Below are 24,739 nucleotides of genomic sequence, written 5' to 3' on the forward strand. Positions count from 1 at the left end.
AATTTTTTATATTTTATACCTACAAACTTAATCTTATTTTTCTAGGATTAAATAAAAAATTATGAAAGAAATAAATATTTTATGGTTTAAGAAAGATTTAAGAATTTTTGATAACGAAGCTCTCTGTGAGGCTATAAAAGATAATGATATTTTACCTATTTATGTTATTGAGTTAGATATTTGGAGCCAAAATACTCATTCAGATAGACAATGGCAATTTTGCAAAGAAAGTTTAATAGATTTAAGAAATGCACTTACTGAGATTGGACAACCATTAATTATTAGGACTGGGAATGTAATTAATATTTTTGATGAAATTAGTTCAAAATTTAAAATCAAAGGTATATATAGCCATCAAGAAACCGGAGATTGGCTTACTTATAAAAGAGATCAAAAAGTAAGAGAATGGGCTTTAAGCAAAAATATTATTTGGAAGGAATTTCTGCAATTTTCAGTTTTTAGAGGAAATTTAGATAGGAATAATTGGTCTAAAAAGTGGCAAGAAAATTCCGAAAAAAACTTACTTAAAGCTCCATTAAGAATTAATTCTATTAACTTTAATATTGGAGAATTACCCTCAGACGAAATTTTTACCTTTAAAAAAGCAACTTGTCCAGGAAGAATGAAAGGTGGCAGAAAGAAAGGTTTAGAGAGAATGCAATACTTCTTTAGTAATAAATTAGATTCTTATTCAAAAGATATATCTAGCCCAGAAAAATCATTTGATAGTTGTTCAAGACTATCCCCATATATTTGTTGGGGATGCATTTCATTAAAAGAAATTTATAAAAAGGCAAATATATCAAAAAACAATAATTCAAGGATTTTAAAAAGCAGATTAACTTGGCATTGTCATTTTATTCAGAAACTTGAAAGTGAGCCAGAACTAGAGTTTAGGGAATACCATCCTTTTTTTAAAAATATTAGAGAAAAAAATAATGAATTACTTTATTCATGGAGTTCAGGTAATACGGGCTTTCCTTTTGTAGATGCATGTATGCGTTCATTAAATTTCAATGGATGGATTAACTTCAGGATGAGAGCGATGTTAATGTCTTTTGCTAGCTATAATTTATGGCTACCATGGCAAGATTCAGGTACTGAATTAGCAAATAAATTTGTAGATTATGAGCCTGGAATACATTGGAACCAATGCCAAATGCAATCTGGAACTACTTCTATAAATACCAATAGAATTTATAATCCTATTAAGCAGGGAAAAGATCATGATCCTCAAGGAAAATTTATAAAAAAATGGATACCAGAATTAAAGGATATATCACTTAATTTCATTCATGAACCATGGCTATTATCTAGATTTAATCAAGAAGAATATGAACAAATTAATTACATAAGACCAATAATTGACATCCCAAATAGCACTAAAACTGCAAAGAAGAAAATCCAGGAAATCACTAAAAAGGATGGATATTGGGATATCTCAAAAGAAATTTATTTAAAGCATGGCTCTAGAAAAAGGCTTAGAAAAAATATAAATAATAAAAAAACTGTTTCTAAGGAAAAGGAAAAACAATACGAACTGAAATTAGATTTCTAAATTTTCTTGTCAGAAATTTCTAGATTCCTTTTAGCGCCTAGGAAAGCTTTTAAAATTTTGAAATTAAATATATAAATCCACGATGAACTAATGCAAGCTTTAATGTATTTATTAGATTTTATTAATTATGTCTGAAAGATTTGAATGGGACGATACCAATAGTTCAGGTATATGGTGGAGTACTAATGTAAGTATTAGAGACGAGTGCATTTTTCTCAAAGAAGATACTCAATGCGAAGATTCTGATATCGTCGAACTTCTTAGAAGTATTGCACAAAATATTGAAGATTATGGCCTTTAATTTTTAAAGGAAAATTCTCTTTTAGAGATTTTGAATTCCTTTTACAGCTTTTATTAATTCGATAGTAATACCTTTTTCACTCATTGAATGACCAGCATCATTAACAATAATTAATTCAGAATTCTTTAATTTCTTATTAAGATCCCAAGCACTCCTAACAGGACATACAACGTCATACCTCCCTTGAATTATTTTTGTTGGAATCGATTCTATTGCTCTTATATTTTTCAAAATAAAATCATCTTCTAAGAAAATATTATTAATAAAATAATGACATTCGATCCTTGCAAAGGCATCTGAAAAAGAATTAACTTCAGACTTATCAAAATCAAATTTTTTATTTATTAAATGACTAGTTGAGAGTTCCCATTTTGTCCAAGCTGCTGCTGCTTTTGATCTAAGATTCACATCTGAAGATGTTAGATATTTGTAAAAAGAACTTATTAAATCATTTCTTTCTTCTTTTGGTATTACAGAAATATATTCTTCAAATTCATCAGGGAATATCTCACTTGCACCATATTGATAGAACCACAATAATTCAAACTTTCTACATAAAAATATTCCTCTCAAAGTTAAGCTCATAACTCTTGAGGGATTTTTAATTGCATATATAAGTGAAAGTGTTGAGCCCCAAGATCCACCAAACAAATGCCAACTATCTATTTTTAATAGAATCCTTAATTTCTCAATATCATCAACTAAATGATTAGTCGTATTTTCTTTTAATTCGGAGAAAGGAGTTGAAGAACCGCAACCCCTTTGATCGAATTGTATAATATCAAATTTATCTGGATCAAAGTATCTTCTATATCTTGGTTGACTTCCTCCTCCTGGCCCTCCATGAATAACTAGTATTTTTTTACCATTTGGATTGCCAGATCTTTCCCAATAAATCGTATGAATATCACTTACTTGTAAAAATCCCTTTTCACGAACTTCAATTTTAGGAAACAAGTCTTGATCTTTCATTATGAAATATTTTTAAACACTTAATAAATCCATATTATCCAAAAAGAAGTCTAGTTTAGAAGTAGTTTGTTAAAAAAAAAGGACTGGTGGCACAGTCCTTTTTGATATTTGATTTCCTTCTAACAGGATATAAAATTACATATTTTAAAGTCTATTTACTCATAAACCTAGAATACGTGAATTCGGGGATTTCTCTCGATAATTTCAGTCCCTATTGTCGCTAGTAATTATAAAGCGAAGTCTTATCAGACTAATTGATTGAACTTTAATTTTCGAATAATCCCATTCTCAGGAATACGCTTCCTATATTTTGGAATTTGCTAAATTTCAGGCGGAATATCAATCATTTAGATTGCCTCCGAACTCAACATTTATAAATTACTCCTTTTTATATTTTCAGTAAATCCGTAAATATGCTGATTTACTTTTTTCTTAATTTGTAAGAGGATTTTAATGATGCTTTGTTTTTTATAGATAAATATAAAAATTAAAGTCTATTATCCCCTATTTATTCAGATTCATAGAGCAAAATAGATTCAATTATTTTTTTATCACTATCAGAAAGTTTATAATCTTCCAATTTCCTCTGAACAAATTTTACACACTCATCAATAGAAGGATTCTTATCCCGGAACTTACGCCACTCTCTAATCCAATCTGCCAAGGCAAAAGTTATTTTTGTAGTAAGCATATTTACCAATCAGGGTAATTAAAATCTCCTCCAATAGGTTCTTCATAAAATTCCCCTTCTTTTATACCTTTATCATATTTTTCAATTATCTTTTTATAAGAAGCTATTGAGGGAACTAAATCTCCTATATATATGAGTTCCATCTTAATTGTTATAATAATTTTAATTATTTATTATTTTATATAAGAATTTAATAAAAAAAGTATTTATATGCATTATGGATTTCATCAAAAAGAACAAGATATTAACACTAATGGCTGTAATTGCAGTTTTATCATTTGCATTAGAAAAAGTAGGCATAATACACCCTTAAATTAATTAAGTTTATTTGTAAATACTTCCTAATGAAATAAGTAAACCGATACTATTACTGCAAAAATAAGAAATGGAGATAATAATGTAAAAACTAAAGTTGAAAGATTAATCAGCATAAATTTTAAATAAATACACAAATTTAATAAACATCACTTTTAAGCATTTGCAATAAGTAAAATTTAGATTATTACGATATAAAAAAAATTTGAATAAAGAAAGATATAGAGAAGAATATGAAGAGGGCTCAGACTTACTATGGCCTAGTGATAAAGAAGATAAAATAACTCGGCAATTTTATAAAGATTTATCTAATCTTTCAAAAAACATAAATTATAGTAAAAAGAAAAAGCTAAAACTTTTTGCACAAGTAGTTAGAATAATAAAAGGCAAAGGCTGGGCTTAATTAATATTCAAACTAAAATGAAAAATTTAATGATACTAATTAGAAGTTTTTTTCTTTTAAGACCAAGATTTTTATCCACTATATTTTTTATTCCTATTCTTTATGGAATTGGCTGGGTGTTATCTCAGCCACTTTTATTGTTTAATTTTGAAAAAGATAATTTATCCTTAATTGGTACTATTATTACTTTCTTACTTTTTATCTTTTTACTCCCATATTGGTTTCATATCAAACGAAATAAATCAAGTGCTTGGATACTTCTTGGGATAACAAAAGACAAATTCTTAAAAAACTTTTTCCATTTTTCTAAAGGTATTTTATTTGCTTTAGTTTTAATAATTCTAATTCTGGTACCACTATTGCAAAATAATTATATTTCTTGGATAGGTGAATTCTCTCCAATAATATTGTTAAATTCTATTTTACTGGGATTAGGTGTTGGATTCGCAGAGGAAATAATTTTTAGAGGCTGGTTACTAGAAGAATTAAAATTTGAATATGGTACAAAAATATCAATAGCTTTACAAGCTATAATTTTTAGCTTTGTTCATAATTTATCAAATGAGATCTTTTGGAACATAGTAGGATTACGTTTGGGATTTATTTTACTTGGGATATTTCTATCATTAGTAAAAATTAGAGATAAAGGTTCTTTATGGAATTGCATAGGAATTCATGGAGGACTAGTGGGTATTTGGTTTTTATTAAATAACGGATTAATAGAATTCAAAGAAAATACACCTTCTTTTTTAGCAGGGCCTTTTACACAAAATATTCCAAACCCAATCGGAAGCTTTAGTGCAATTTTAATATTACTTATATTATGTATTTTTTATACCGTACAATCAAAAAAGATTTTTACTAGACGTATTAATTAGATATAAATACCGATTGATTTTTGATTAGTAATTGTCAGATTAAAATAAAGCTTAATATTCATATGAACTTTGATGCAGGAATAAGATTTATTGTGTTTTTAATAATTTTTGGAGTTACAAACTATCTAATGATGTTGAGAAGATATGAAAACGACGTCAAAAAAAAGAAATATTTGCAACAGGAAAAAATTTCCAAGCTATACCCTAAAGGTTCATTTATTTTCTGAAATTAAAAAAAATTTTGTAGAATTTGCTCACCATTTTTTATTAGTTTTTTGCCAACCTTCATTTAACAATTTTTGCCATAATAATCTCGCTTCTTCAATAACAATTTTTTTTCTAGTTTTCATTAATGGAGGATTTTCTCCATGAATTCCCATAATAATTCCTTCTTCAATAAACATATAATCAATAGATTTATCAGAATAATCTCTATCTTTGTAGAAATGCATCACCCCTACAAAATTAGAGTCAATTAACCAGAAATCATTAGTTGAATTCAATAAACCAAAATAAAATTAAATTTATCACATGCTTTGATTGCAATCTGCGAGGAAAAAATTTATTTAGTTTATTCATATTTGATATATTTTTTCTTTTTGTCGACTTTTTTTCAATTCGCCGCGTTTTTTCTTAACCTCAACTCTTTTCTTTTGTGATGCTTTAGTAGGTTGTGTAGATTTTCTCAATTTAAATGGTTTATTTAAAGCATTTTTTATGATTGAACTAAATTTCATTAAAGCTAGCTGCCTATTTAATAATTGATTTCTGTGTTCTTGAACCGCTAAACGCAAGCTATTATTTACTAATTTGTTTTTCAAGTTTCTTTTAAGAATTTCTTTCTGATAATCATTTAATACTTTGGAATCTTCTAAATCAAAAATAATCTCTACTCTGCTTTCAATTTTATTTACATTTTGCCCTCCAGGACCGGAGGATCTGGAAAATCGCCATTTAATTTCGTTGGATGGGATTACTAATGTTTTAGTAATTTTTAAATCCATTTTTAGTTTTTTTTGATTTAAATTTTTAGAAGCATCTCCTTAATACTTTAAAACATACCTTAAAATTTGATCGGTAAATACTGGGCGGTTATGTTATGTAAACCGAAATTCGGTGTATTTGCCGTATCAATATCTTCGGTATTTATCCTTTCATATTTCAAAGAATTATCAGATATTTAATTTGTACTAATTCAAAGGTCACCTATGTATTCAATGTTTGATCTTCTTTTTGAAACACCTTCATATCGCCCTGTATATGTTATTTCCGATAGTGAAATGAAGGAGTTAAAGAAAAACCAACATCAAGAAGAGCTTGATGAAATTACAACACAAAAAGTAAGACTTGAAGATGCTTTTAAAGCTCAACTAAAACATCTTGAAGAGAGAGAAAAAGAAGTAAAAAAAGAACTTAAAGTACTCTCAGCCTCAAAAGATAAATAATTTCTTTTTAGAGAAATTACTTATTTCAAAGACGGTTAAAAACCGTCTTTTTTAATTCTTATAGTTTTAAGGGATATATTAAATCCACAGATTTTAAAAATATTTTCCATAATTAAAAAATGAATAATAACAAAGAAAAAATAAGAATGTTCTTACCCTTTAGTTGGGTAATCTGTGCAGCAATATCTTTTGCTTATATAAATTCGCATTTAATAAATACCTAATATAAATGTCTTATCCCTCAAGAGACGAAATACTTGCATCTTCAAAAGGGTGGGTAGCATCTTTTTTAAATTTTCTTCCTGGTTTAGGATCGGGTTACTTATATCAAAGAAGATGGAAACCCTATTTTTTTACCCTCACTGCTAGTACTGCTTGGTTCGCTTTAGGTATTTTTTTACAAGGTGATTCAGAACCTTCTCAAAATGAACAAATAATTGGAATTTCTGGTCTTTTTTTCATATCAATAGTTACAATTATAGAAGCCAACTTGGCCTTCAAAAAAGCAAGTAATAAAACAAAAGCTGAAAAAGAGGAACCAATATCCTCTAACAAAAAAGGATGGTTTAAATAATTCAAAAAATTAGATCAAAAAAATATTTTATTAGTTCTCAGTTTTTTAATTTAAGTAAAATTATCATCAAGAATTTTTAAGGTAATTAAAAATTTTTTTAGTCATAAAAAAATAAAATTTCCTTTTCTTTGAGACCTTCCCATCCTGAGTCTATTAATAATTTATTCAATGTTTCTTTATCAAAATGCTTAGAACCCGTTTTTACACATCTATTTCTCATTGATTTTTTAACACCGCTCCTTTGTCTTTTATTCTCCTCATCCATAATTCTGTTATATAGATCTAGCATTTTTTGAGGTATTGGAGTACCGTCAAGATCCACTCCATTTTGAATAGCAAGATCAACAGCCTGCATTCCCATTTTCTTCATATATTAAAAAAAAGCTGAAACTATAATAAAACAAAACTTATTAATCTAAAGTTCTTTGAATATTAATTTATTGATTTTGAATTTCCTTAAGTACCCTAATAGCTTCTTTAATGTGTTCAGGACCATTCAATAAATCTCTAAAAATGTGCCTAACTATCCCTTTGCGATCGATAACATAAGTTACCCTACCATCCATAAAGCCTAATACTTTAGGAACTTTAAAAGTTTTCCTAAGAGCGTCATTCGTATCACAAAGTAATGGATATTGTAATTTGTTTTTATTAGCAAATGCCAAATGACTTGAGGTACTTCCATTACTTACTCCCCAAACTTGTGCACCTAATACTTTAAATAAGTCATATTTATCTCTAAATCCGCAGACTTCTATAGTACAACCCGGCGTATCATCTTTTGGATAAAAAAACAAAACAAGGGGATTTTTTAATTCCTTATTTGATCTTTTAACTCCATTTTGATCCAGTAAAGAAAATTCTGGAATTTTATCTCCAATCTGCACAATTATTCTTATAAAATTCCATATTAGAGGTTGATATGTTTTTTTTGTGGCCGTAAATTAAATAACTGCTATTAAAGTCAGTTTTTTTGTTTTAAAAGATACTAAAAAATTATTGCAATAAAGTAGGGTTAATTTATCTAAGGTAAGTTTATTAATTCAATAATATGGAATTAATAATTTATATTTTTTTATTTCTTATTCTTTTTTTGGGAATTATTTTTAACTTAAAAATAACTAATTTTAAAAAAGTTAAAGAAATACGAAACAGAGCTAAAGATTATTCAAAAAAGAATAATTAAATATCTATTGCTAAGATTAAAATTCAATTTTTTCATTTGGAGTAAATACTGAGCAATATTTTTTTACTAGGTCCTTAGGCTGACTAGTGGAAGAATTCGTTAATTTTAATTTTAGCTTTTCTATAGCCACATTAGCATTAATCTCACCGAGTCGATATCTTGCACACGTGTCCAATACTTTAAACATTTTCGTAGTAACGGCTTCAGCTGGATAAATTAGAAAAAAAAAGTAAAAAACAACAAATAAGTACTTCATTTTTTTAAATAGTAAATATTAAGCGAATAGTTTTAATAATTTAGAAAAAAATTAATTTAGAAAAAGATTAAAATTTAATAGAATGATCTATTTTGGGTTGAATCTAGGATTTCTATAAAATAATAATAAAAGAAATTAAGATAAAATAAGTGATAGGAATAAATAAGCTCGGTGAAAATGAGAAAATTAATAGACAAACATAAAAATCTTATAAATTGGTACCAAAAAAAATTCAAATTAAGTGATTATCAATTACTTTGGTTAGTTTTCTTTAAAGGAGTATTAATAACAATAATATTTTTCAAAATTTTTTAATATTAAAAAAGCTATTCCGTGAATGAAATTTTTATATGATTTGACTATATTTAATAGTAGATTTCCTAATTAGTTAAATAGTTATCAGTTATGAATATTTTTGGCGTAGGTTTACCTGAAGTTACTGTAATACTTATCTTAGCTCTTTTAATTTTTGGTCCAAAAAAGCTTCCAGAATTAGGAAAACAGCTTGGTAAAACTTTGAAAAGTCTTAAAAAAGCGTCGAATGAATTTCAAAATGAAATCGACAAAGTTATGAACGAAGAAGATAAAAATGAAACTCCTAAATCTATAGAAAGCAATCAAACCAATGAAATCGACCAAGTTATGAACGAAGAAGATAAAAATGAAACTCCTAAATCTATAGAAAGCAATCAAACCAATGCAATCGACCAAGTTATGAACGAAGAAGATAAAAATGAAACTCCTAAATCTATAGAAAGTAATCAAACCAATGAAATCAATCAAGAAAAAATAGATTCAGAAAAAAGCAAAAAATAATATCTTGGATAGGCCCATAACCCCCATAGACGAATTTGAAAGAGCATTAGATAAAGCAGCTCTTACTAAAGAAGAATATGAATTGATAGACTACATCCGCTATACAAGTGTTTTTACACAACCTAGTCTTATTAAAGATTTAAAAAGGCCATCAAAACCTCCTCTTTTGTCAGTTCTATGTCAAATTTGCAGAAAAATTGGTTCGGAGATGCCAGATCATTTCAAAAAAGTAATTGAGTGGTCAATTGAAATAAGTGATCACAATACAAAATGGGATGCTCATTTAATTTGCGCAGAAGCATTGAACATAGACAAAATCCCATTAAGTCCTATTCATGAAACAACTTTATTTGATGTTCTTGTTGTACACAAAGAATTATTTCTTGGATTTGATTAAATTAATCATCTAAGGGCACAGAATCTGTATCTATAACTTCCGAATCATCAAAATTATTTATTTTTTTTTCAATCCAGTTATTTATATAACTAACTAAAGGCAACGAACCTCTAAAAATAAAAATAGAGGTAGGCAAAGCGCTTAATAAACCGACTACAGGACTTTTAAAAAGTAATCTACCAGCTTTTATGTTAAATAAAATAATAAGAGCTGAGGGAACTATAACTTTAACTACTGTTTTGAGCGCCTCAAGCCAACCGACACGATATATCCACCATATTAAAATTATGCCAACTATATAGAGGAATAAGTAAGTCATAAAAATAGTATAATGATTATCTATTTATCTTGTTCTTGCTAAGAGAAAGATTTTATAAATTTCTTTAACATCAATCAATCAAATTCTAGTAATGAGTTTTTCTGAAATAAGAAAATTTTTAATTAAGATGCAATCTGATGAAGAATTAAAAAAGCAGGTTACGACATCCTCTACAGCAGATGATATAGCCCTAATAGGTCAACGCTTAGGTTATGACTTTTCAGGAGATGATCTCTTAAGATTTAATGGACAAAAAGTTGAAAAAGTTACCGTAAGAAAGGTAGATCATCCAGGAGAATACCACTAAATTAAGACTTAACCCATATTGCAAGCCCTCCGCCCCTGCCTCGAGCACATAACCAATTATCTTTAGTACTAATTCCTACAAGTGAGAAAAAAGGCATTTTTTTATCTTCTGGTTTTTTTAATTCCTTATTAAATATAGGTAAACTACTAATACTAATTTTCAATTCTTCAAAATAGAAAGCCAATAAAGGTCTAATCCCTTTTAATTCTGCGCTTCCTATAAAAGTGATATTCAATAATCCGAAATTAATTGAATTTTTTATTTCATAATTTATTTGATCTTCTTTATTTATGCTTTTCAATTCGAGTCTTGCCGACAAAACTTGGAGAATCGAACTGGGTATATTTTTGATTTCATCTGACTCCTTTCCCCATACATACTTAAACTTCCATATTCCTAACAATTCCTCATATAATATGCCACTACCATTTTTTTGGGAATTTTTTTCTAATAGTTTGATTTCATTAATATCAGGAAAGTGTTTCATAATAGATTTTAATCTAAGAATCAAATACTAAGATAACTTCATAAAAAATGTTCTTAGAAAAAAAATCTCTCCAAAAAGATTTCTTTGTTTCAATATATTTCCAAAAAAATAATTTTTTGGCACACATAAGGAACAAGATCTCGTTAATATATTTACATAAAGTTACTAAATCAATGGATTTCATCTCTAAAAGTCAAGGATACATACCTCTAAAAGCAGTTCCCTACATATTTTTCCTTGCTGTAGTTTTAAGTATTACAACCTCAACTAATACATTTGTCTAAAACTCATTAGTTTTACGAGAAGAGTAAAGTAAATATTTAATGGACAAATACGATGTTGTAATAATAGGAAGTGGTATTGGTGGATTATGCTGTGGTTCAATACTAGCTTTATCAGGTAAAACAGTACTTATATGTGAAGCACATACCCAGCCGGGAGGTGTTGCTCACAGTTTCCAAAGAAAAGGTTATACTTTCGAATCAGGTCCTTCATTGTGGAGTGGAATAGGTAGATGGCCGACAACTAATCCCCTAGGGCAAATTCTTAAATTACTTGATGAAGAAGTTGAACTATTTCAATACAAAGGTTGGCAAGTAATTGTCCCAGAAGGCAATTTTAATCTTGATGTGGGGGAAGAACCTTTTAAACAAACTATTAAAACTTTAAGAGGTGAGAAATCTGTTAAAGAATGGGAATCATTTATTTCAGCAATAAAACCTCTTAGCCAAATAATAAATGAAATACCTTTGCTCTCATTTTCTCCCGAATCAATAAATTTCTTAGATCTAATAAATTTAACCTCAAGATTTTTACCTAATATCAATCAAATACCAAAATTTAATAAAGGCTTTGGGAATTTAGTTAATAATCATCTAGCGGATCCTTTTCTCAGAAATTGGGTTGATTTATTGAGCTTTTTGATAAGTGGTATGTCAATGCATGATACAAATACAGCTGCGATGGCTACTTTATTTAATGAATGGTTTGAACCAAATTCATACCTTGAATACCCCAAAGGAGGCAGTGATTCTATCGTAAAAGCCTTAATTAATGGATTTAAAAAAAATGGAGGAGAATTAATTCTTTCTTCGAGAGTAAAGACAATTAACTTCAATAAAAATTTAGCCACAGGTATAACTCTTAATAATGGCTCTAGTTATAGTTGTGAATCTGTCGTCACGAATACTGATGTTTGGAATTTAAAAAAGTTAATTCCAAATGAAATTTCAAAAAAATGGAATACAAAAGTTTTGAACCCTAATAAATGTGATTCTTTTCTTCATATACATCTAGGTTTTGATGCTGATGGTCTTGAAAATTTGCCAATACATGCGATACATGTTGAAGAGTGGGAAAAAGGTATAACCGCAGAAAGAAATATAGCTGTATTTTCAATCCCATCTGTTTTAGATAAAAATATGGCCCCTGAAGGAAAACATGTTCTTCATGGATATACTCCCGCAAATGAACCTTGGGAAATTTGGGAAAACCTAAATCCAAAGGAATTAGAATATAGAAATTTGAAAGAAGAAAGATGTTCAATATTCCTTAATGCAGTGCGAAAATTCATCCCTGATATAGATGAAAGGATTGATTTAAAGATGCTAGGAACCCCAATCACTCATAAAAAATTCACCAATACCTATTGCGGTAGTTACGGCCCTGCATTATCTGCAGCAAAGGGTCTTTTCCCAGGCTGCAAAACTCCAGTGAAAAATTTATTTACTTGCGGTGCAAGTACATTTCCAGGTATTGGAATTCCCGCTGTTTCAGCAAGTGGCGCTTACGCAGCTGAAAAAATTATTGGTAAAAAAGAATTTAAAACTCTTCTTAAGAAAATAAATTTATGAATAAAATTCTTTTTATAAGTCTACTAATACTTAGTTAAGAAATAAGAATAAAGAAAGCAAAAACTTTCAATAATGATAATCTTTATCTGAACATAAACTTAACTTATAGCTCTTATATGTTTTTCTTATCAATTCCTCAAGCCTGGCATTTAGTTGGCACGTGGTCAGAACAACTTCCAAACGAGTCAAATCTTATAGGAATGGGCCAAACAGAATTAATGATGACTTTACATTCAATATTCGTTCCTCTCTTACTTGTAATTTCATATTACCTATTCAATAGACTTAATAAAAAAGAATCAAAGAAAATTAAAGGATGATCGTTTAAGGGTTTATTTAGCTGAACTTCTTCTAACTACTTTTCTGCCTGTAGAAGTATCAACTCCGCTTGAATCTTTATTTTTTGAATTAGTTTCAACATTATCAACATCACTTTTATCCATTTCCGCGCAAATACCTACTACCATGGCAGCTTGCATTTGATCCGGTAAATCTCCAATAGTTAATAAGGCCTTTAAAACTAATTGAAGTCGAGTTTGACGATCTATTTCAGGTCTTAGTTTTTTTACAGTATTCCAAAGTTCTTGGGTAACTTCTTTTAAAAGTTCTCGATCTACAGCCAAATTAAATCCTTCTTGTATTTCTACTAATCTAACAAAAAATTGGATCTCGTAAAATAATATTCAATAAAAAAATTGTTAGTTAATATTTTTCTATCCGAATACAAGTTGCATTTGTTGATGCAATTCATTCTTCTCTTGCAAAAGTTTATCTTTTTCAATCTTTTTTAGAGTAAAAGTTCTATAAATTCTTTTTTGAATCTTTATTGGAGTATTTTCAAACTTTACATTTTTGCTTATTAGAGAATTCCACTCTTTTGAATCAAAAGGGGCATAAGGAGAAGATGAAATCACTTTCATATCTTATTAATACATCTGTACTAATAATAGTACATATTTACTGTTACGCAACAACTTCGCCGACTTTTCTTAATTTTAAAGTGTCTTTGAGAATAGATTATTTTTTTTTATCTAATTAGTAAAAATTATAAGTCTGATAAATGAATAAACGTATCATGCGTTACTTATTGATCCCTTTTTTTAGTGTCTTAAGACTTTTCTTGCCTAAAAACCTCTAAAAATAGTTAATTTGTTGAAATTAACATTGACAAGATATATTTAGTAATCCTTCCTATAAAAAGAATAATAGATTAATTAAAAATGCTTCTGAGTAATGAAAAAAGACTAAAGATCCAAGGAATAATTAAACGAATTGCTCAAGATAAATCAATTACATTAGATGAAAGGATATATGTTGAGAAATTTGCACACCATAATTCGACAATTTCTCTTTGGCTGAAAAAAGCTAACAGTTTTAGAAGGAATGGTACAAAAAATGATGGGGGGATTGATAACCTCATTCAATCATTTGGGATAGATGGACTAGATAAAGAAAATCATTTCAACCCAAATGAAGATGATATATCAGATTGGTTTGGCGGTGCTCCTAGTTGGCTAAGGAGAAGCTAGATCCATTAATTATTCAATTTACCCAAGCTATCTTACACAAAAATATACTCATAAAAAATATAAATACCCAAAAAAACCATGGTATAAATCTAATCGGCACTAAATATTTTTTTGAAAAGGTTTTCATATTAATTTTTCTTTTAGATTATTTCTTCCTTACCGTTTTTGAGAATAGGTTTAATTGCTCTATTTATAAATTAAACAATATTCGAAACCTCAAAGAGGTTAAATCACTTTGAGTAGATAATATTAATCAGCCTTAATCATCCCAATCTACGCAACTTTATTTTCAATATTCCTTGAAAAATTTACTATTTTTGCCTCATCATGGTCTGAATTATTCCAATATTTTATAAGTCTTTCTAATTCATCAATCCTCTTTTTGGCATTTGCAATTTTTTCAGTATTTGTCATATAAAATTTTTATCTATCCAATTAATGCATGAAAAAAAAATATTTCAATGGAAGAAACAATTTTTAGACTATAAATATTATTTTTTGTTTAATTACTAAATACATTATAGCCTTCTTGCGACTGAGTAATTATATTTAAAGAAAACCATATTTATGAAGAAATTAAATTCTTTGATTTTGAATAGTACCGTTAACTTCTTAGACTTCATATACTCTGGTAGATCTTTACAAAGATTTTGGGTTTTAGAAGTCATAGCTAGATCACCTTATTTTGCATTTCTTTCAGTTCTTCATTTTAAAGAATCCCTAGGAATTAAAAATGAGAAAACAATGATTTTAATGAAAGAACATTTTTATCAAGCTATTAACGAAACTGAGCATCTTAAAGAAATGGAGAAAAGAGGAGGAGATAGGTTCTGGATTGATAGATTTTTCGCGAGACACCTTGTGCTTGTCTATTACTGGATCATGGTTTTTTATTATTTCTTCTCTCCTGCTAATGCTTATGATGTCAACATAAAAATCGAAAAACATGCATTTGAAACTTATTCCAAATATTTAATAGATAATCCAAATGATCAAAAAATAAAAGAAATTGCTCAAGATGAATTAAATCACGTCCAAGAACTTAACGAAGCTTTGTCAATGCTTACTAAAGTTTAGATTAGTGCTGAGAAATCTATTAGCAATATTGATAGCATCACCAAAGAAGAAATTAATCCTAGGCTAATCATCAATGAGACATAACCTTTTTTTCTAGGCAATTTATAAAAAGATATTCCAATAATTAATAAAGTTATTAATGAGAAAAAAATTATAATTTTTTCATTTACTAAATTTAGATGTATAACTAAATTTTTTTCTTCAAAAAATTTGAGAAATTCAGATAAAACTAATTCTTCTTCTATTTTCTTAAAATAGTCAAATAAACTGATAAAAGCAGAACTTAATAAAGATAATGCAACTAGGGCTGTAACTGGTTTTGTTAACCTGTTAAGTGTTCTGTTAAAACTTACCAATAAAATAAAAATTAATAAAGAGGTTACTAAAGGTATTAAAGGTATAAGAGTTGTTGTATTTATGAAATTTCCCACCAAATAAATATATATCTTACTTTAAATTTTATATTATTTCGACGCATTATTTTATTAAATAAGATTTTTAAAAGCCTTAAATGTAATTAGTACCTATTGCATTCTGTGTAAATTGATACCAAAATTAAATTAGTCTTGAAAAATAAAATGTTAGCCATTTCTGAAATTATTATTGCAAGTGCTATCTTCCTAGGAATTGTATATTGGGAGGTTAAATTCCTATATACCAAAACTACTGTAGCGAAATAACTTAACACAAAACAGGAAAATTAAGAACGCAGAAAATTTAAATAAAATTTAAGAATTTAAATTGACAAAAAAAGCTCTAAATATGAGAGAATAAACACAAATATTTACCTCCTCTAATGAGCGAAGTCCAAAATCCAAATACTAACTCAACTCAGCAGCAGCAACAGCAACAGCAGCAATCTTATTCAGACAGCAAAATTAATTCTGCTGAGAGCGAGAGACTTTATCTTGAGATGAAAGAAGCTTGGCTTTAAATTTAATTCGTGTTTGAAATAATATTTCTATAAATTTTTAAAATTTTTTTTAATTTTGAAGTAATCAATACTTTTTTATTTTCTAGACCCTTTAAATTTTGTTTAACCGCAAGAGTAATTTTTGAGAAAACTAAAGCAGTTAGAAAAAATTAACGGAAGACTCGCAATGGGAGGGTTGATATATTTAGTTTTTACAAAATTAATTTCCAACCGTGCCGACATAGTAGACCAGCTTAAATCTTATTTGATCTAAGAAATGAATTTGCAATATTATCCAGGAATATTTCTTTCTATATAAGCGTCAGTTAAAGCTAGAATTAACCCCAATAAAGTTGAAAATATAGCAATTTCAGTTGATTCCATTTTATTTTTGAATTACCCCTAGTTTGCTTAATAATTCAAAGTTCAGCAACAAAACTAATAACTTACTATAGTACGCATATACTATTAGTTATTTATTGTGAGTTCAGCAACTCCTGATTTTCTTTTCGTTAGGCCTGGTGATTATGTCGCAATTAAAAAAGAAAATTGCGAAGATACTAAGGAAAAGAATGAAAATTATTGGGTCGGTCAAGTTATCGACTGTATTGGAGGAGCTAGAAATCCAAATTCATGGACCTTGTTTCAAGTTGCCAATATTGACAATGGAGAGATCACTATAATCAACGCCGATATTGTAGAAAAAATTTTAAAACCTTCTGGAAGTTAATCTTAATCAAACAAACTTCTTTCAGCATTACAGAAACAAAAGGAAAAATGAACGCTATAAAGGGAATCACCCCAGTTCCAAGCAGGCAAGTCCGTATACTTGATTCATTGGGCAGGGAGGTTGAGTGCCTTTATACATTCTATAAGTTTTTGATATTTCCTCAAATCCCAAACTTGATAAAAGATAATTTGCATAAGGATTTAGATTAGAGCAATCCAATAAGATTTGGGCATTTAAATCACCAATTAACTCCCTTATTAATAGTTCGGCAAGCGGTGGAGTATCCGCTAAAAGAGGTCCGATTCTCCAACCTTGCTCATTATTCTCCAATACACAAGGTCTTATCCTGCCAAATCCATGGCACATCCCATTATTATCGACAATTGCACTGACATTACCATGAGAATTTTTCAACCAGTCATTTAGGAAATGTGGTCTGGGACTTGGTTCTCTTTGATCATCATAAATTAAGACCGCTTCAGAGGAAATTTTATTACCCGGGACAACTTTAAAAGAATGAAATTGATCTTTATAGAAATTTCTCAATGGTAAATATTGAGACCCATTTAATTTCCATCGATTTGTAATGGAAGATTTTCTAAACCCCCAGTTTGCGTAATCATTCAACCTATCTGGAGCAGCCTCAAGACCAATACAATCAACATTTTTTAGATATTCAAGGGCATGTTTCCATAATCTCACTCCATATCCATTATTTCGATATTCTTTTTTAACGATAAATAAACCTATAAAACCATAAGAGGAATTATATTTTATACATGCAATAGAGCCTATAGGATTATTGTCGAGACAAGCTACCCATACCCCTTGTTTATCTGTATTTCTATAAATTGAGATGTCATCCATTCCAGGAGAAAATCCTTCTAACCTTGCCCAGTTTGTGACTTCAAGTATTTCATTTATAGATATCAATCTAATTGAAAATTTTTCCCTCATAAAAATATACTAACCAAGAAAAATTTAAATTTTTAAAGATAATATTAATTAATTAGATTATTTCTTTTAAATCATTCACTTTGATTTAAGTGCCTAAAAACCTTAGTTATTTAGAATTTATCCTCTGATATATTTAATACTATTAATAGGAAAAAAATGAAAATTTCTGATAAATTTCATTTAGTAGACATTAATAAATTAAAAAATACAGTTTTCACTGGTAAAACGGAAGATATAAAATGGCGGATCCAACATATCAATATAGTTTCTAAACTTTTGGATGAAAATAAAAAAGAGATAATAAAATCACTTTTTATTGATCTAGGTAAATCTGAAATTGAAGGGCTTTCAGAAATCCTTTTAGTGAAAGAAGAAATTTCACTCATAAAAAGGAAACTAAATTCTTGGATGCGACCAAAAAAGATCGATACACCTTTTTATCTATTTCCATCATCCTCCAAAGTTATTTATGAACCTCTTGGGTGTGTCTTAATCCTTGGTCCTTATAATTATCCATTACTTTATGTTTTAAAGCCATTGGTAAATATTTTCTCAGCAGGAAATACTGCAGTTATAAAACCATCAGAGAAATGTCCTACCACCTCAAAACTTATTAAAAAGCTTACTTCCAAATATTTCCCTAAAGATGTCCTAATGACAGTAGAGGGTGATTATAAACAATCCATAAAATTAATTGAACAAAATTTTGACCATATATTTTTTACGGGAAGTACTGAAACTGGAAAATCTATTATGAAATTAGCTTCAAAAAACTTAACTCCATTAACTCTTGAGTTAAGCGGAACAAATCCTGTAATTATTTTTAAGAATGCAAATTTAGAAGTGGCTGCTAAAAGAATTGTTTGGGGCAAATTTTTTAATTCTGGTCAATCCTGTATGGCTCCGAATCATATCTTTGTAGATAAAGAAATTGAGAATATTTTTATAGAAAAATTAAAGAAATGCATAGTAAGTTTTTACGGAGATAATCCAATTATTTCTGAAAACCTATCAAAATTAGAGAAAAAACAATTTACATCAACTGTAGAAATTCTAAAACAATTTAAAAGAGAAAAAAGAATTTTATTTGGAGGGACTTTTAGTAAAAAAAAGTTGAAAATATCTCCTACCATTTTGAGAAGTAAATTAAATGAAACAGATATTTTGCAGAGAGAACTATTCAGTTCACTACTTCCAGTTATTGGAATCAATGATAAGGAATCAGCCTTAAAACAAATTAGTCAAACATCAAAACCACTAGCAATCTACTTATTTGGAGGCAATAAAAAAATCCATAATCATATTTCAAAAGTAACTAGCTCAGGAACAATTTGTATAAATGATGTAATGTTACCAGTCCTTATTCCAAATTTACCGTTTGGAGGCGTTGGGCAAAGTGGTATTGGCAAATTTCATGGAGAAGAAGGGTTTCGAAATTTTTCAAATCAAAAATCCATTACTTTTAAAGGTTTTTTATTTGATTCAAATCTGCGTTATCCTCCCTACGCAAGAGTAAAGAAATTTTTAAAGTTTATTTTTCAGTTTTAAATTACTTAAATTGTTTTCAAAAACCTAGCGATTTTAAATTTAAAGATTATCTTTAAATAAATAGTGAGTTTTATGAAATTTACATTTTTAGTAATTGCCATATTTATTAATTTCTTTAATCACTCATTTATAAAATCAGAAGAAAAGATATTTTCATCAAAAAATAAAATTGAGGATATTGCTAGAAAAGAATCAATTACTGAGGAAAAAGCTGAAATGAAAAAAATTCATATTGTAAAAAGTGGAGATACAATATCAAGTATTTCAAAATCCTATTTAATAAATAAAGATTTAATTATTAAATTGAATAACTTAAAAGATGAAAATTATATCTTTGTTGGCCAAAATCTTATTATTTCCGAATCTTCTGAAAATCTCACAAAACAATCAGATTTAATTAATAATTATCATATTGTTCAAACTGGTGAAAATCTTACTGACATATCGAACAAATATAATTTAAAAGTAAAAGAACTGATAGAGATTAATAATATCAATAATCCTGATTCAATAAAAATTGGTCAAAAGCTCACAATAAGAAAAAAGAACACAATTAATTTAGAAAAATATGAAACAACTAAAAATAAAAAAAATAATGACTTAATTGAGTTAGATAAAAAAATTTATGGTCCTATAATTATCCAAAGTAAATCATATAAAGATATTAAAGGTAGAAAAGTTTTAAACGTTCTAAACCAAGAAAATAAAAAACTGATTATTTCAATCAATTGTGATAAAAATGAATTAGATGTAAGAATACCTGGCAGGAAATGGATGGGAAGTAAGCCTGTTAAAGAAGAATTCGAAAATAATTTAATAAATGATTTTTGTTAAAACTTTAATTAATATGTGTGAATAATTTGTCTAAGAATATTAATGATGAGTTATTCTACAAAAAGTTAAATTAATAGTAATGGCTATTTCAAGAGGAGATCTCGTAAGAGTAAAAAGACCAGAATCATATTGGTATAATGAAATTGGTAAAGTTGCTTCAGTTGATACCTCAGGCATTAAATATAACTGTGTAGTCAGATTCGATAAAGTAAATTACGCTGGGATAAGCGGAACTGATGGTGGAGCAAATACAAACAATTTCGCTGAAAGTGAATTAGAGAAAGCTTAAATAATTGCCTGAATTACCAGAAGTAGAGACAGTACGCAGAGGTTTAGAGCAAAAACTTAATAACTTTATTATTAAAAAAGTAGAAGTCTGTAGGGATTCAACTGTTGCATTCCCAATAAAAAAAGAAGAATTCATTAAAGGACTTCTGAACTCACTTATTTATAAATGGGATAGAAGAGGAAAATATTTAATAGCTCAATTAAAAGAAGTTCAAGATGAGAATGCCCAATTTCTTCTAGAAAATTCAAAAAATAATGGATTTCTTGTAGTTCATCTAAGAATGACTGGATATTTTAAATTTATTGAAAACTTAAGTCATCCTTGTAAACATACAAGAATAAGATTTTTCGATAAAAATAATAATGAGCTTAGGTACATTGACGTAAGAAGTTTTGGTCAAATGTGGTGGGTTAATAAAGAACTATCGCTTAACAAAATAATAAAAGGATTAGGTTCATTAGGACCAGAACCATTTTCTAAAGACTTTGATGCAAATTACCTTAAGAAAGTTATCTCAAAAAGAACAAAATCTATAAAAGCTATTTTATTAGATCAAACAATAGTGGCAGGTATAGGTAATATTTATGCTGATGAAAGTTTATACTCTGCTGGCATCTCCCCTTTTAGGGAAGCTCGAACAGTAAAAAAGAATGAGTTAATAAAGCTCAAAGAATCAATTGTAACTGTATTAAAAAAAAGTATAGGTTCTGGGGGTACTACATTTAGTGATTTTAGGGACTTGGAAGGAGAAAATGGGAATTTTGGTTTACAGACAAATGTCTATAGGAGAACTGGGAAAGAATGTCGTAAATGTGGAAATTTAATTGAAAGACAAAAAATTTCTGGAAGAAGTACCCATTGGTGTCCGAAATGCCAAAAATAAAAAAGGGCTTACACATGGAGAGTAAACCCTTTTAAATATTTTTACCTGGCATTGAGCTATTTTCTCAAGGGGCTACCCCCTAAATATTTTCGCCGCTGATGCGTTTCACAACCGAGTTCGAGATGGATCGGAGTGGTTCCACATCGCCATGAACACCAGGATAGTGTGAACCTTGAGAACTGCATAGAAAATTATATATTAAAAACAATAAATTAAGTTTATTTGGTCAAGCCCTCGGTCTATTAGTACTCCTCCGCTGCACTTGTTACCAAGCTTCCACGTAGAGCCTATCAACGGGTGTTCTTCCCGTGACCTTACTGGCTTAAGCCATGGCAATACTCATCTTGAGGTGGGCTTCCCACTTAGATGCTTTCAGCGGTTATCCACTCCGCACATGGCTACCCAGCGTATACCGTTGGCACGATAACTGGCACACCAGAGGTGCGTTCCTCCCGGTCCTCTCGTACTAGGGAGAAATCCTCTCAATATTCCTGCGCATACACCGGATATGGACCGAACTGTCTCACGACGTTCTGAACCCAGCTCGCGTACCGCTTTAATGGGCGAACAGCCCAACCCTTGGGACCGACTTCAGCCCCAGGTTGCGATGAGCCGACATCGAGGTGCCAAACCTCCCCGTCGATGTGAACTCTTGGGGGAGATCAGCCTGTTATCCCTAGAGTAACTTTTATCCGTTGAGCGACGGCCCTTCCACGCAGAACCGTCGGATCACTAAAACCGACTTTCGTCCCTGTTCGACTTGTAGGTCTCACAGTCAAGCTCCCTTCTGCTTTTGCACTCAACGACTGATTTCCAACCAGCCTGAGGGAACCTTTGTGCGCCTCCGTTACCTTTTAGGAGGCGACCGCCCCAGTCAAACTGCCCATCAGATACTGTCCGCTTCCCGGATAACGGGTAAGCGTTAGAACCCTAGCTCTAAAAGAGTGGTATCTCACCGATGACTCAATAGTACCCACAAGCACTATTTCAACGTCTCCCACCTATTCTGCGCATTCAGAGCCCGAGCACAATATCAAACTACAGTAAAGCTTCATAGGGTCTTTCTGTCCGGGTGTATGTAGTCCGCATCTTCACAGACAATTCTATTTCGCCGAGCCTCTCTCCGAGACAGCGCGCAAATCGTTACACCTTTCGTGCGGGTCGGAACTTACCCGACAAGGAATTTCGCTACCTTAGGACCGTTATAGTTACGGCCGCCGTTCACCGGGGCTTCAGTCGCCAGCTTCACTAAAAGCTAACCAGCTTCCTTAACCTTCCGGCACTGGGCAGGTGTCAGCCCCCATACATCGTCTTGCGACTTAGCGGAGACCTGTGTTTTTGGTAAACAGTCGCTTGCGCCTCTTCACTGCGACCAGCTCTCGCTGGCACCCCTTCTCCCGAAGTTACGGGGCCATTTTGCCGAGTTCCTTAGAGAGAGTTATCTCGCGCCCCTCGGTATTCTCTACCACCCCACCTGTGTCGGTTTCGGGTACTGGCATTTGTGTCTTAACGAGTATAGGGCTTTTCTTGGAAGCATGACATCACCAACTTCGCTGCCGTAGCAGCTCGTACTCACGCCTTAGCTCAAGATGTTTTCTCCATCTCTCAAAGCCTCGAACGCTTGAACCAGTAACCAACATCTGGCCTGGTTAGCCTTCTCCGTCCCCCTTCTCAAAACACATCTGGTACAGGAATATTGACCTGTTATCCATCGACTACGCCTTTCGGCCTCGCCTTAGGTCCAGACTAACCCTCCGCGGACGAGCCTGCCGGAGGAACCCTTAGGGTTTCGGGGCATGGGATTCTCACCCATGTTTTCGCTACTCAAGCCGACATTCTCACTTCTATGCTGTCCACGCCCGCTTCCGCTAACGCTTCACCCTACATAGAACGCTCCCCTACCATAAATAAATTTATCCGCAGCTTCGGTATAACGCTTAGCCCCGTTCATTTTCGGCGCAGGATCGCTCGACCAGTGAGCTATTACGCACTCCTTTGAGGATGGCTGCTTCTAGGCAAACCTCCTGGTTGTCTGGGCAATCCCACCTCCTTTATCACTTAGCGTTAATTTTGGGACCTTAGCTGGCGGTCTGGGCTGTTTCCCTCTTGACTATGGAGCTTATCCCCCACAGTCTGACTGCCTAGTTACACACAGGGTATTCAGAGTTCATATCGATTTGGTACCGCTTTCGCAGCCCGCACCGAAATGGTTGCTTTACCCCCCTGCTGGAGCACTAGACGCTACGCCTCAACGTATTTCGGGGAGAACCAGCTAGCTCCTGGTTCGATTGGCATTTCACCCCTAACCACAGCTCATCCGCTGAATTTTCAACTTCAGTCGGTTCGGACCTCCACTTGGTATCACCCAAGCTTCATCCTGGCCATGGTTAGATCACCAGGGTTCGGGTCTATAAACACTGACAAACGCCCTATTAAGACTCGCTTTCGCTGTGGCTCCACCATTTCCGGTTTAACCAGCCAGTGCCTATAAGTCGCCGGCTCATTCTTCAACAGGCACACGGTCACCCGATTAGTCGGGCTCCCATTGCTTGTAAGCTCACGGTTTCATGTTCTATTTCACTCCCCTCCCGGGGTTCTTTTCACCTTTCCCTCGCGGTACTGTTTCACTATCGGTCACACAGTAGTACTTAGCCTTACGAGGTGGTCCTCGCAGATTCACACGGAATTCCACGTGCTCCGTGCTACTCGGGATACAGCTAGGTCAACTTATCTTTCGATTACGGGGCTTTCACCCTCTGTGGCACGCCATTCAAACGTTTCTTCTAGACTTGTTGATCCATATTGCTGTCCCACAACCCCGATAGTCAAGACTATCGGTTTGGGCTATTCCCCGTTCGCTCGCCGCTACTGAGGGAGTCGTTATTTACTTTCTCTTCCTCCAGCTACTAAGATGTTTCAGTTCGCTGGGTTAGCTCGCACCAACCTATATATTCAGTTGGCCGTACATGGGGTTGCCCCATTCGGAAATTCCCGGATCAAAGTGTGCTTCCAACTCCCCGAGACTTATCGCAGGTAACCACGTCCTTCATCGCCTCTGTGTGCCTAGGTATCCTCCGTGAGCCCTTTGTAGCTTGACCAATAACTTCAAAAATTGAAGCATCAGCTTAATAGAATTGTTATTAATGCATTCGCACAAATAATAAATCTGCATCATTAAAGATGCTTATTGTCTTTAAAAATAATCTATGCAGTTGTCAAGG

At 31.1% G+C, this 24,739-nt stretch carries 32 protein-coding genes, 2 rRNA genes and 1 pseudogene; 19 read left to right on the top strand and 16 right to left on the bottom strand.

Annotated elements, in window-relative coordinates; all coding sequences use genetic code 11:
* Positions 1–61: 61 nt before the first annotated feature.
* Together EV02_RS04715 and EV02_RS09505 are read left to right on the top strand one after the other, a co-directional pair.
* Positions 62–1,558 (top strand): FAD-binding domain-containing protein, encoded by a 1,497-nt coding sequence (locus EV02_RS04715; protein WP_032519564.1) that lies wholly within the window; start codon positions 62–64, stop codon positions 1,556–1,558.
* Positions 1,559–1,685: 127 nt separating this feature from the next.
* Positions 1,686–1,859: a hypothetical protein gene (locus EV02_RS09505; protein ID WP_193742622.1), complete on the top strand. Its 174-nt coding sequence runs from the start codon at positions 1,686–1,688 to the stop codon at positions 1,857–1,859.
* A gap of 21 nt (positions 1,860–1,880) precedes the next feature.
* Here EV02_RS09505 and pip read toward each other — a convergent pair whose 3' ends face one another.
* From pip to EV02_RS09510, 3 genes are all read right to left on the bottom strand, one after another.
* Positions 1,881–2,831, bottom strand: coding sequence for a prolyl aminopeptidase (gene pip, locus EV02_RS04710; RefSeq protein ID WP_032519565.1), 951 nt, complete (start codon positions 2,829–2,831; stop codon positions 1,881–1,883).
* Positions 2,832–3,339: 508 nt separating this feature from the next.
* A complete protein-coding gene (locus tag EV02_RS04705) occupies positions 3,340–3,522 on the bottom strand; it encodes a hypothetical protein (protein WP_032519566.1) in 183 nt (60 codons plus the stop codon).
* Positions 3,523–3,524: 2 nt separating this feature from the next.
* Positions 3,525–3,665 (bottom strand): hypothetical protein, encoded by a 141-nt coding sequence (locus EV02_RS09510; protein WP_193742623.1) that lies wholly within the window; start codon positions 3,663–3,665, stop codon positions 3,525–3,527.
* Between the two features lie 377 nt (positions 3,666–4,042).
* Here EV02_RS09510 and EV02_RS04700 point away from each other — a divergent pair, with 377 nt between their 5' ends.
* Both EV02_RS04700 and EV02_RS04695 read left to right on the top strand, forming a co-directional pair.
* Positions 4,043–4,240: a hypothetical protein gene (locus tag EV02_RS04700; protein WP_032519567.1), complete on the top strand. Its 198-nt coding sequence runs from the start codon at positions 4,043–4,045 to the stop codon at positions 4,238–4,240.
* A 29-nt stretch (positions 4,241–4,269) separates the two neighbouring features.
* Positions 4,270–5,118: a CPBP family intramembrane glutamic endopeptidase gene (locus tag EV02_RS04695; protein ID WP_241433707.1), complete on the top strand. Its 849-nt coding sequence runs from the start codon at positions 4,270–4,272 to the stop codon at positions 5,116–5,118.
* Positions 5,119–5,372: 254 nt separating this feature from the next.
* Here the strand turns inward: EV02_RS04695 and EV02_RS0108740 are convergent, their stop codons facing one another.
* Complete coding sequence (locus tag EV02_RS0108740; protein ID WP_032519570.1) at positions 5,373–5,621, bottom strand: DUF1651 domain-containing protein; 249 nt, start codon at positions 5,619–5,621, stop codon at positions 5,373–5,375.
* Between the two features lie 72 nt (positions 5,622–5,693).
* On the bottom strand, positions 5,694–6,122 hold the full coding sequence (gene arfB, locus EV02_RS04690) for an alternative ribosome rescue aminoacyl-tRNA hydrolase ArfB (RefSeq protein WP_032519571.1): 429 nt from the start codon (positions 6,120–6,122) through the stop codon (positions 5,694–5,696).
* 204 nt (positions 6,123–6,326) lie between these two features.
* Between arfB and EV02_RS04685 the strand changes: the two genes are divergently transcribed.
* Entirely contained in the window at positions 6,327–6,563 is a 237-nt protein-coding gene (locus EV02_RS04685; RefSeq protein ID WP_012007144.1) for a hypothetical protein, read from the top strand.
* A gap of 229 nt (positions 6,564–6,792) precedes the next feature.
* A complete protein-coding gene (locus EV02_RS04680; protein WP_032519572.1) occupies positions 6,793–7,137 on the top strand; it encodes a hypothetical protein in 345 nt (114 codons plus the stop codon).
* A gap of 97 nt (positions 7,138–7,234) precedes the next feature.
* On the opposite strand, the gene EV02_RS04675 is transcribed toward EV02_RS04680, so the two are convergent.
* Together EV02_RS04675 and EV02_RS04670 are read right to left on the bottom strand one after the other, a co-directional pair.
* On the bottom strand, positions 7,235–7,507 hold the full coding sequence (locus EV02_RS04675; RefSeq protein WP_032519573.1) for a small RNA NsiR4-regulated ssr1528 family protein: 273 nt from the start codon (positions 7,505–7,507) through the stop codon (positions 7,235–7,237).
* 67 nt (positions 7,508–7,574) lie between these two features.
* Positions 7,575–8,024 carry a peroxiredoxin gene (locus EV02_RS04670; protein WP_080724849.1) on the bottom strand — a complete coding sequence of 150 codons (450 nt, stop codon included), beginning with the start codon at positions 8,022–8,024 and terminating at the stop codon, positions 7,575–7,577.
* Between the two features lie 960 nt (positions 8,025–8,984).
* On the opposite strand from EV02_RS04670, the pseudogene EV02_RS09880 reads away from it, so the two are divergent.
* Positions 8,985–9,248, top strand: a pseudogene (locus EV02_RS09880) (TatA/E family twin arginine-targeting protein translocase); the annotation flags it as partial.
* Between the two features lie 151 nt (positions 9,249–9,399).
* Complete coding sequence (locus EV02_RS04665) at positions 9,400–9,792, top strand: hypothetical protein (RefSeq protein WP_032519576.1); 393 nt, start codon at positions 9,400–9,402, stop codon at positions 9,790–9,792.
* Position 9,793: 1 nt separating this feature from the next.
* On the opposite strand, the gene EV02_RS0108755 is transcribed toward EV02_RS04665, so the two are convergent.
* A complete protein-coding gene (locus tag EV02_RS0108755) occupies positions 9,794–10,111 on the bottom strand; it encodes a hypothetical protein (protein WP_032519577.1) in 318 nt (105 codons plus the stop codon).
* A 91-nt stretch (positions 10,112–10,202) separates the two neighbouring features.
* Between EV02_RS0108755 and EV02_RS04660 the strand changes: the two genes are divergently transcribed.
* Positions 10,203–10,418 (top strand): Nif11-like leader peptide family natural product precursor, encoded by a 216-nt coding sequence (locus tag EV02_RS04660; protein WP_032519578.1) that lies wholly within the window; start codon positions 10,203–10,205, stop codon positions 10,416–10,418.
* Between the two features lies 1 nt (position 10,419).
* Here the strand turns inward: EV02_RS04660 and EV02_RS04655 are convergent, their stop codons facing one another.
* Entirely contained in the window at positions 10,420–10,905 is a 486-nt protein-coding gene (locus tag EV02_RS04655; protein WP_032520464.1) for a hypothetical protein, read from the bottom strand.
* A gap of 323 nt (positions 10,906–11,228) precedes the next feature.
* Between EV02_RS04655 and EV02_RS04650 the strand changes: the two genes are divergently transcribed.
* Together EV02_RS04650 and EV02_RS04645 are read left to right on the top strand one after the other, a co-directional pair.
* Positions 11,229–12,758 carry a phytoene desaturase family protein gene (locus EV02_RS04650; RefSeq protein WP_032519579.1) on the top strand — a complete coding sequence of 510 codons (1,530 nt, stop codon included), beginning with the start codon at positions 11,229–11,231 and terminating at the stop codon, positions 12,756–12,758.
* A 116-nt stretch (positions 12,759–12,874) separates the two neighbouring features.
* Positions 12,875–13,078: a hypothetical protein gene (locus tag EV02_RS04645; protein WP_032519580.1), complete on the top strand. Its 204-nt coding sequence runs from the start codon at positions 12,875–12,877 to the stop codon at positions 13,076–13,078.
* A gap of 12 nt (positions 13,079–13,090) precedes the next feature.
* On the opposite strand, the gene EV02_RS04640 is transcribed toward EV02_RS04645, so the two are convergent.
* Both EV02_RS04640 and EV02_RS04635 read right to left on the bottom strand, forming a co-directional pair.
* Positions 13,091–13,381, bottom strand: a complete 291-nt coding sequence (locus EV02_RS04640) for a TIGR03894 family protein (protein WP_032519581.1) — start codon at positions 13,379–13,381, stop codon at positions 13,091–13,093.
* A gap of 90 nt (positions 13,382–13,471) precedes the next feature.
* Positions 13,472–13,678, bottom strand: coding sequence for a hypothetical protein (locus EV02_RS04635; RefSeq protein WP_032519582.1), 207 nt, complete (start codon positions 13,676–13,678; stop codon positions 13,472–13,474).
* Positions 13,679–13,978: 300 nt separating this feature from the next.
* Here EV02_RS04635 and EV02_RS04630 point away from each other — a divergent pair, with 300 nt between their 5' ends.
* A complete protein-coding gene (locus tag EV02_RS04630; RefSeq protein WP_032519583.1) occupies positions 13,979–14,287 on the top strand; it encodes a hypothetical protein in 309 nt (102 codons plus the stop codon).
* Positions 14,288–14,560: 273 nt separating this feature from the next.
* On the opposite strand, the gene EV02_RS09515 is transcribed toward EV02_RS04630, so the two are convergent.
* Entirely contained in the window at positions 14,561–14,701 is a 141-nt protein-coding gene (locus EV02_RS09515; protein WP_193742624.1) for a hypothetical protein, read from the bottom strand.
* Positions 14,702–14,854: 153 nt separating this feature from the next.
* Between EV02_RS09515 and EV02_RS04625 the strand changes: the two genes are divergently transcribed.
* On the top strand, positions 14,855–15,364 hold the full coding sequence (locus EV02_RS04625; protein ID WP_032519584.1) for an alternative oxidase: 510 nt from the start codon (positions 14,855–14,857) through the stop codon (positions 15,362–15,364).
* On the opposite strand, the gene EV02_RS04620 is transcribed toward EV02_RS04625, so the two are convergent.
* Positions 15,361–15,795 (bottom strand): hypothetical protein, encoded by a 435-nt coding sequence (locus EV02_RS04620; RefSeq protein WP_032519585.1) that lies wholly within the window; start codon positions 15,793–15,795, stop codon positions 15,361–15,363. The genes EV02_RS04625 and EV02_RS04620 overlap by 4 nt on opposite strands.
* Positions 15,796–16,160: 365 nt before the next feature.
* On the opposite strand from EV02_RS04620, the gene EV02_RS09520 reads away from it, so the two are divergent.
* Both EV02_RS09520 and EV02_RS04615 read left to right on the top strand, forming a co-directional pair.
* The gene (locus EV02_RS09520; RefSeq protein ID WP_002807298.1) at positions 16,161–16,298 is read left to right on the top strand and encodes a hypothetical protein; all 138 of its coding nucleotides are present in this window, start codon (positions 16,161–16,163) and stop codon (positions 16,296–16,298) included.
* Between the two features lie 460 nt (positions 16,299–16,758).
* The gene (locus EV02_RS04615) at positions 16,759–17,007 is read left to right on the top strand and encodes a DUF3104 domain-containing protein (protein ID WP_032519586.1); all 249 of its coding nucleotides are present in this window, start codon (positions 16,759–16,761) and stop codon (positions 17,005–17,007) included.
* Between the two features lie 66 nt (positions 17,008–17,073).
* On the opposite strand, the gene EV02_RS04610 is transcribed toward EV02_RS04615, so the two are convergent.
* Positions 17,074–17,964: a GNAT family N-acetyltransferase gene (locus EV02_RS04610; RefSeq protein WP_032519587.1), complete on the bottom strand. Its 891-nt coding sequence runs from the start codon at positions 17,962–17,964 to the stop codon at positions 17,074–17,076.
* A 156-nt stretch (positions 17,965–18,120) separates the two neighbouring features.
* On the opposite strand from EV02_RS04610, the gene EV02_RS04605 reads away from it, so the two are divergent.
* The 4 genes from EV02_RS04605 to EV02_RS04590 all read left to right on the top strand — a co-directional run bounded on the left by EV02_RS04605 (position 18,121) and on the right by EV02_RS04590 (position 21,518).
* Positions 18,121–19,512, top strand: a complete 1,392-nt coding sequence (locus tag EV02_RS04605; protein WP_032519588.1) for an aldehyde dehydrogenase family protein — start codon at positions 18,121–18,123, stop codon at positions 19,510–19,512.
* A gap of 72 nt (positions 19,513–19,584) precedes the next feature.
* The gene (locus EV02_RS04600) at positions 19,585–20,346 is read left to right on the top strand and encodes a LysM peptidoglycan-binding domain-containing protein (RefSeq protein ID WP_032519589.1); all 762 of its coding nucleotides are present in this window, start codon (positions 19,585–19,587) and stop codon (positions 20,344–20,346) included.
* 79 nt (positions 20,347–20,425) lie between these two features.
* Complete coding sequence (locus EV02_RS04595; RefSeq protein ID WP_011817817.1) at positions 20,426–20,635, top strand: photosystem I reaction center subunit IV; 210 nt, start codon at positions 20,426–20,428, stop codon at positions 20,633–20,635.
* Between the two features lie 4 nt (positions 20,636–20,639).
* Positions 20,640–21,518, top strand: coding sequence for a DNA-formamidopyrimidine glycosylase (locus EV02_RS04590; protein ID WP_032519590.1), 879 nt, complete (start codon positions 20,640–20,642; stop codon positions 21,516–21,518).
* 43 nt (positions 21,519–21,561) lie between these two features.
* Here the strand turns inward: EV02_RS04590 and rrf are convergent.
* A 5S ribosomal RNA gene (gene rrf, locus EV02_RS04585) occupies positions 21,562–21,678 on the bottom strand.
* 62 nt (positions 21,679–21,740) lie between these two features.
* Positions 21,741–24,616: ribosomal RNA gene (locus tag EV02_RS04580) — 23S ribosomal RNA — on the bottom strand.
* Positions 24,617–24,739: the final 123 nt, after the last annotated feature.

It is taken from the genome of Prochlorococcus marinus str. SB, from assembly GCF_000760115.1.
Taxonomy (GTDB): domain Bacteria; phylum Cyanobacteriota; class Cyanobacteriia; order PCC-6307; family Cyanobiaceae; genus Prochlorococcus_A; species Prochlorococcus_A marinus_D.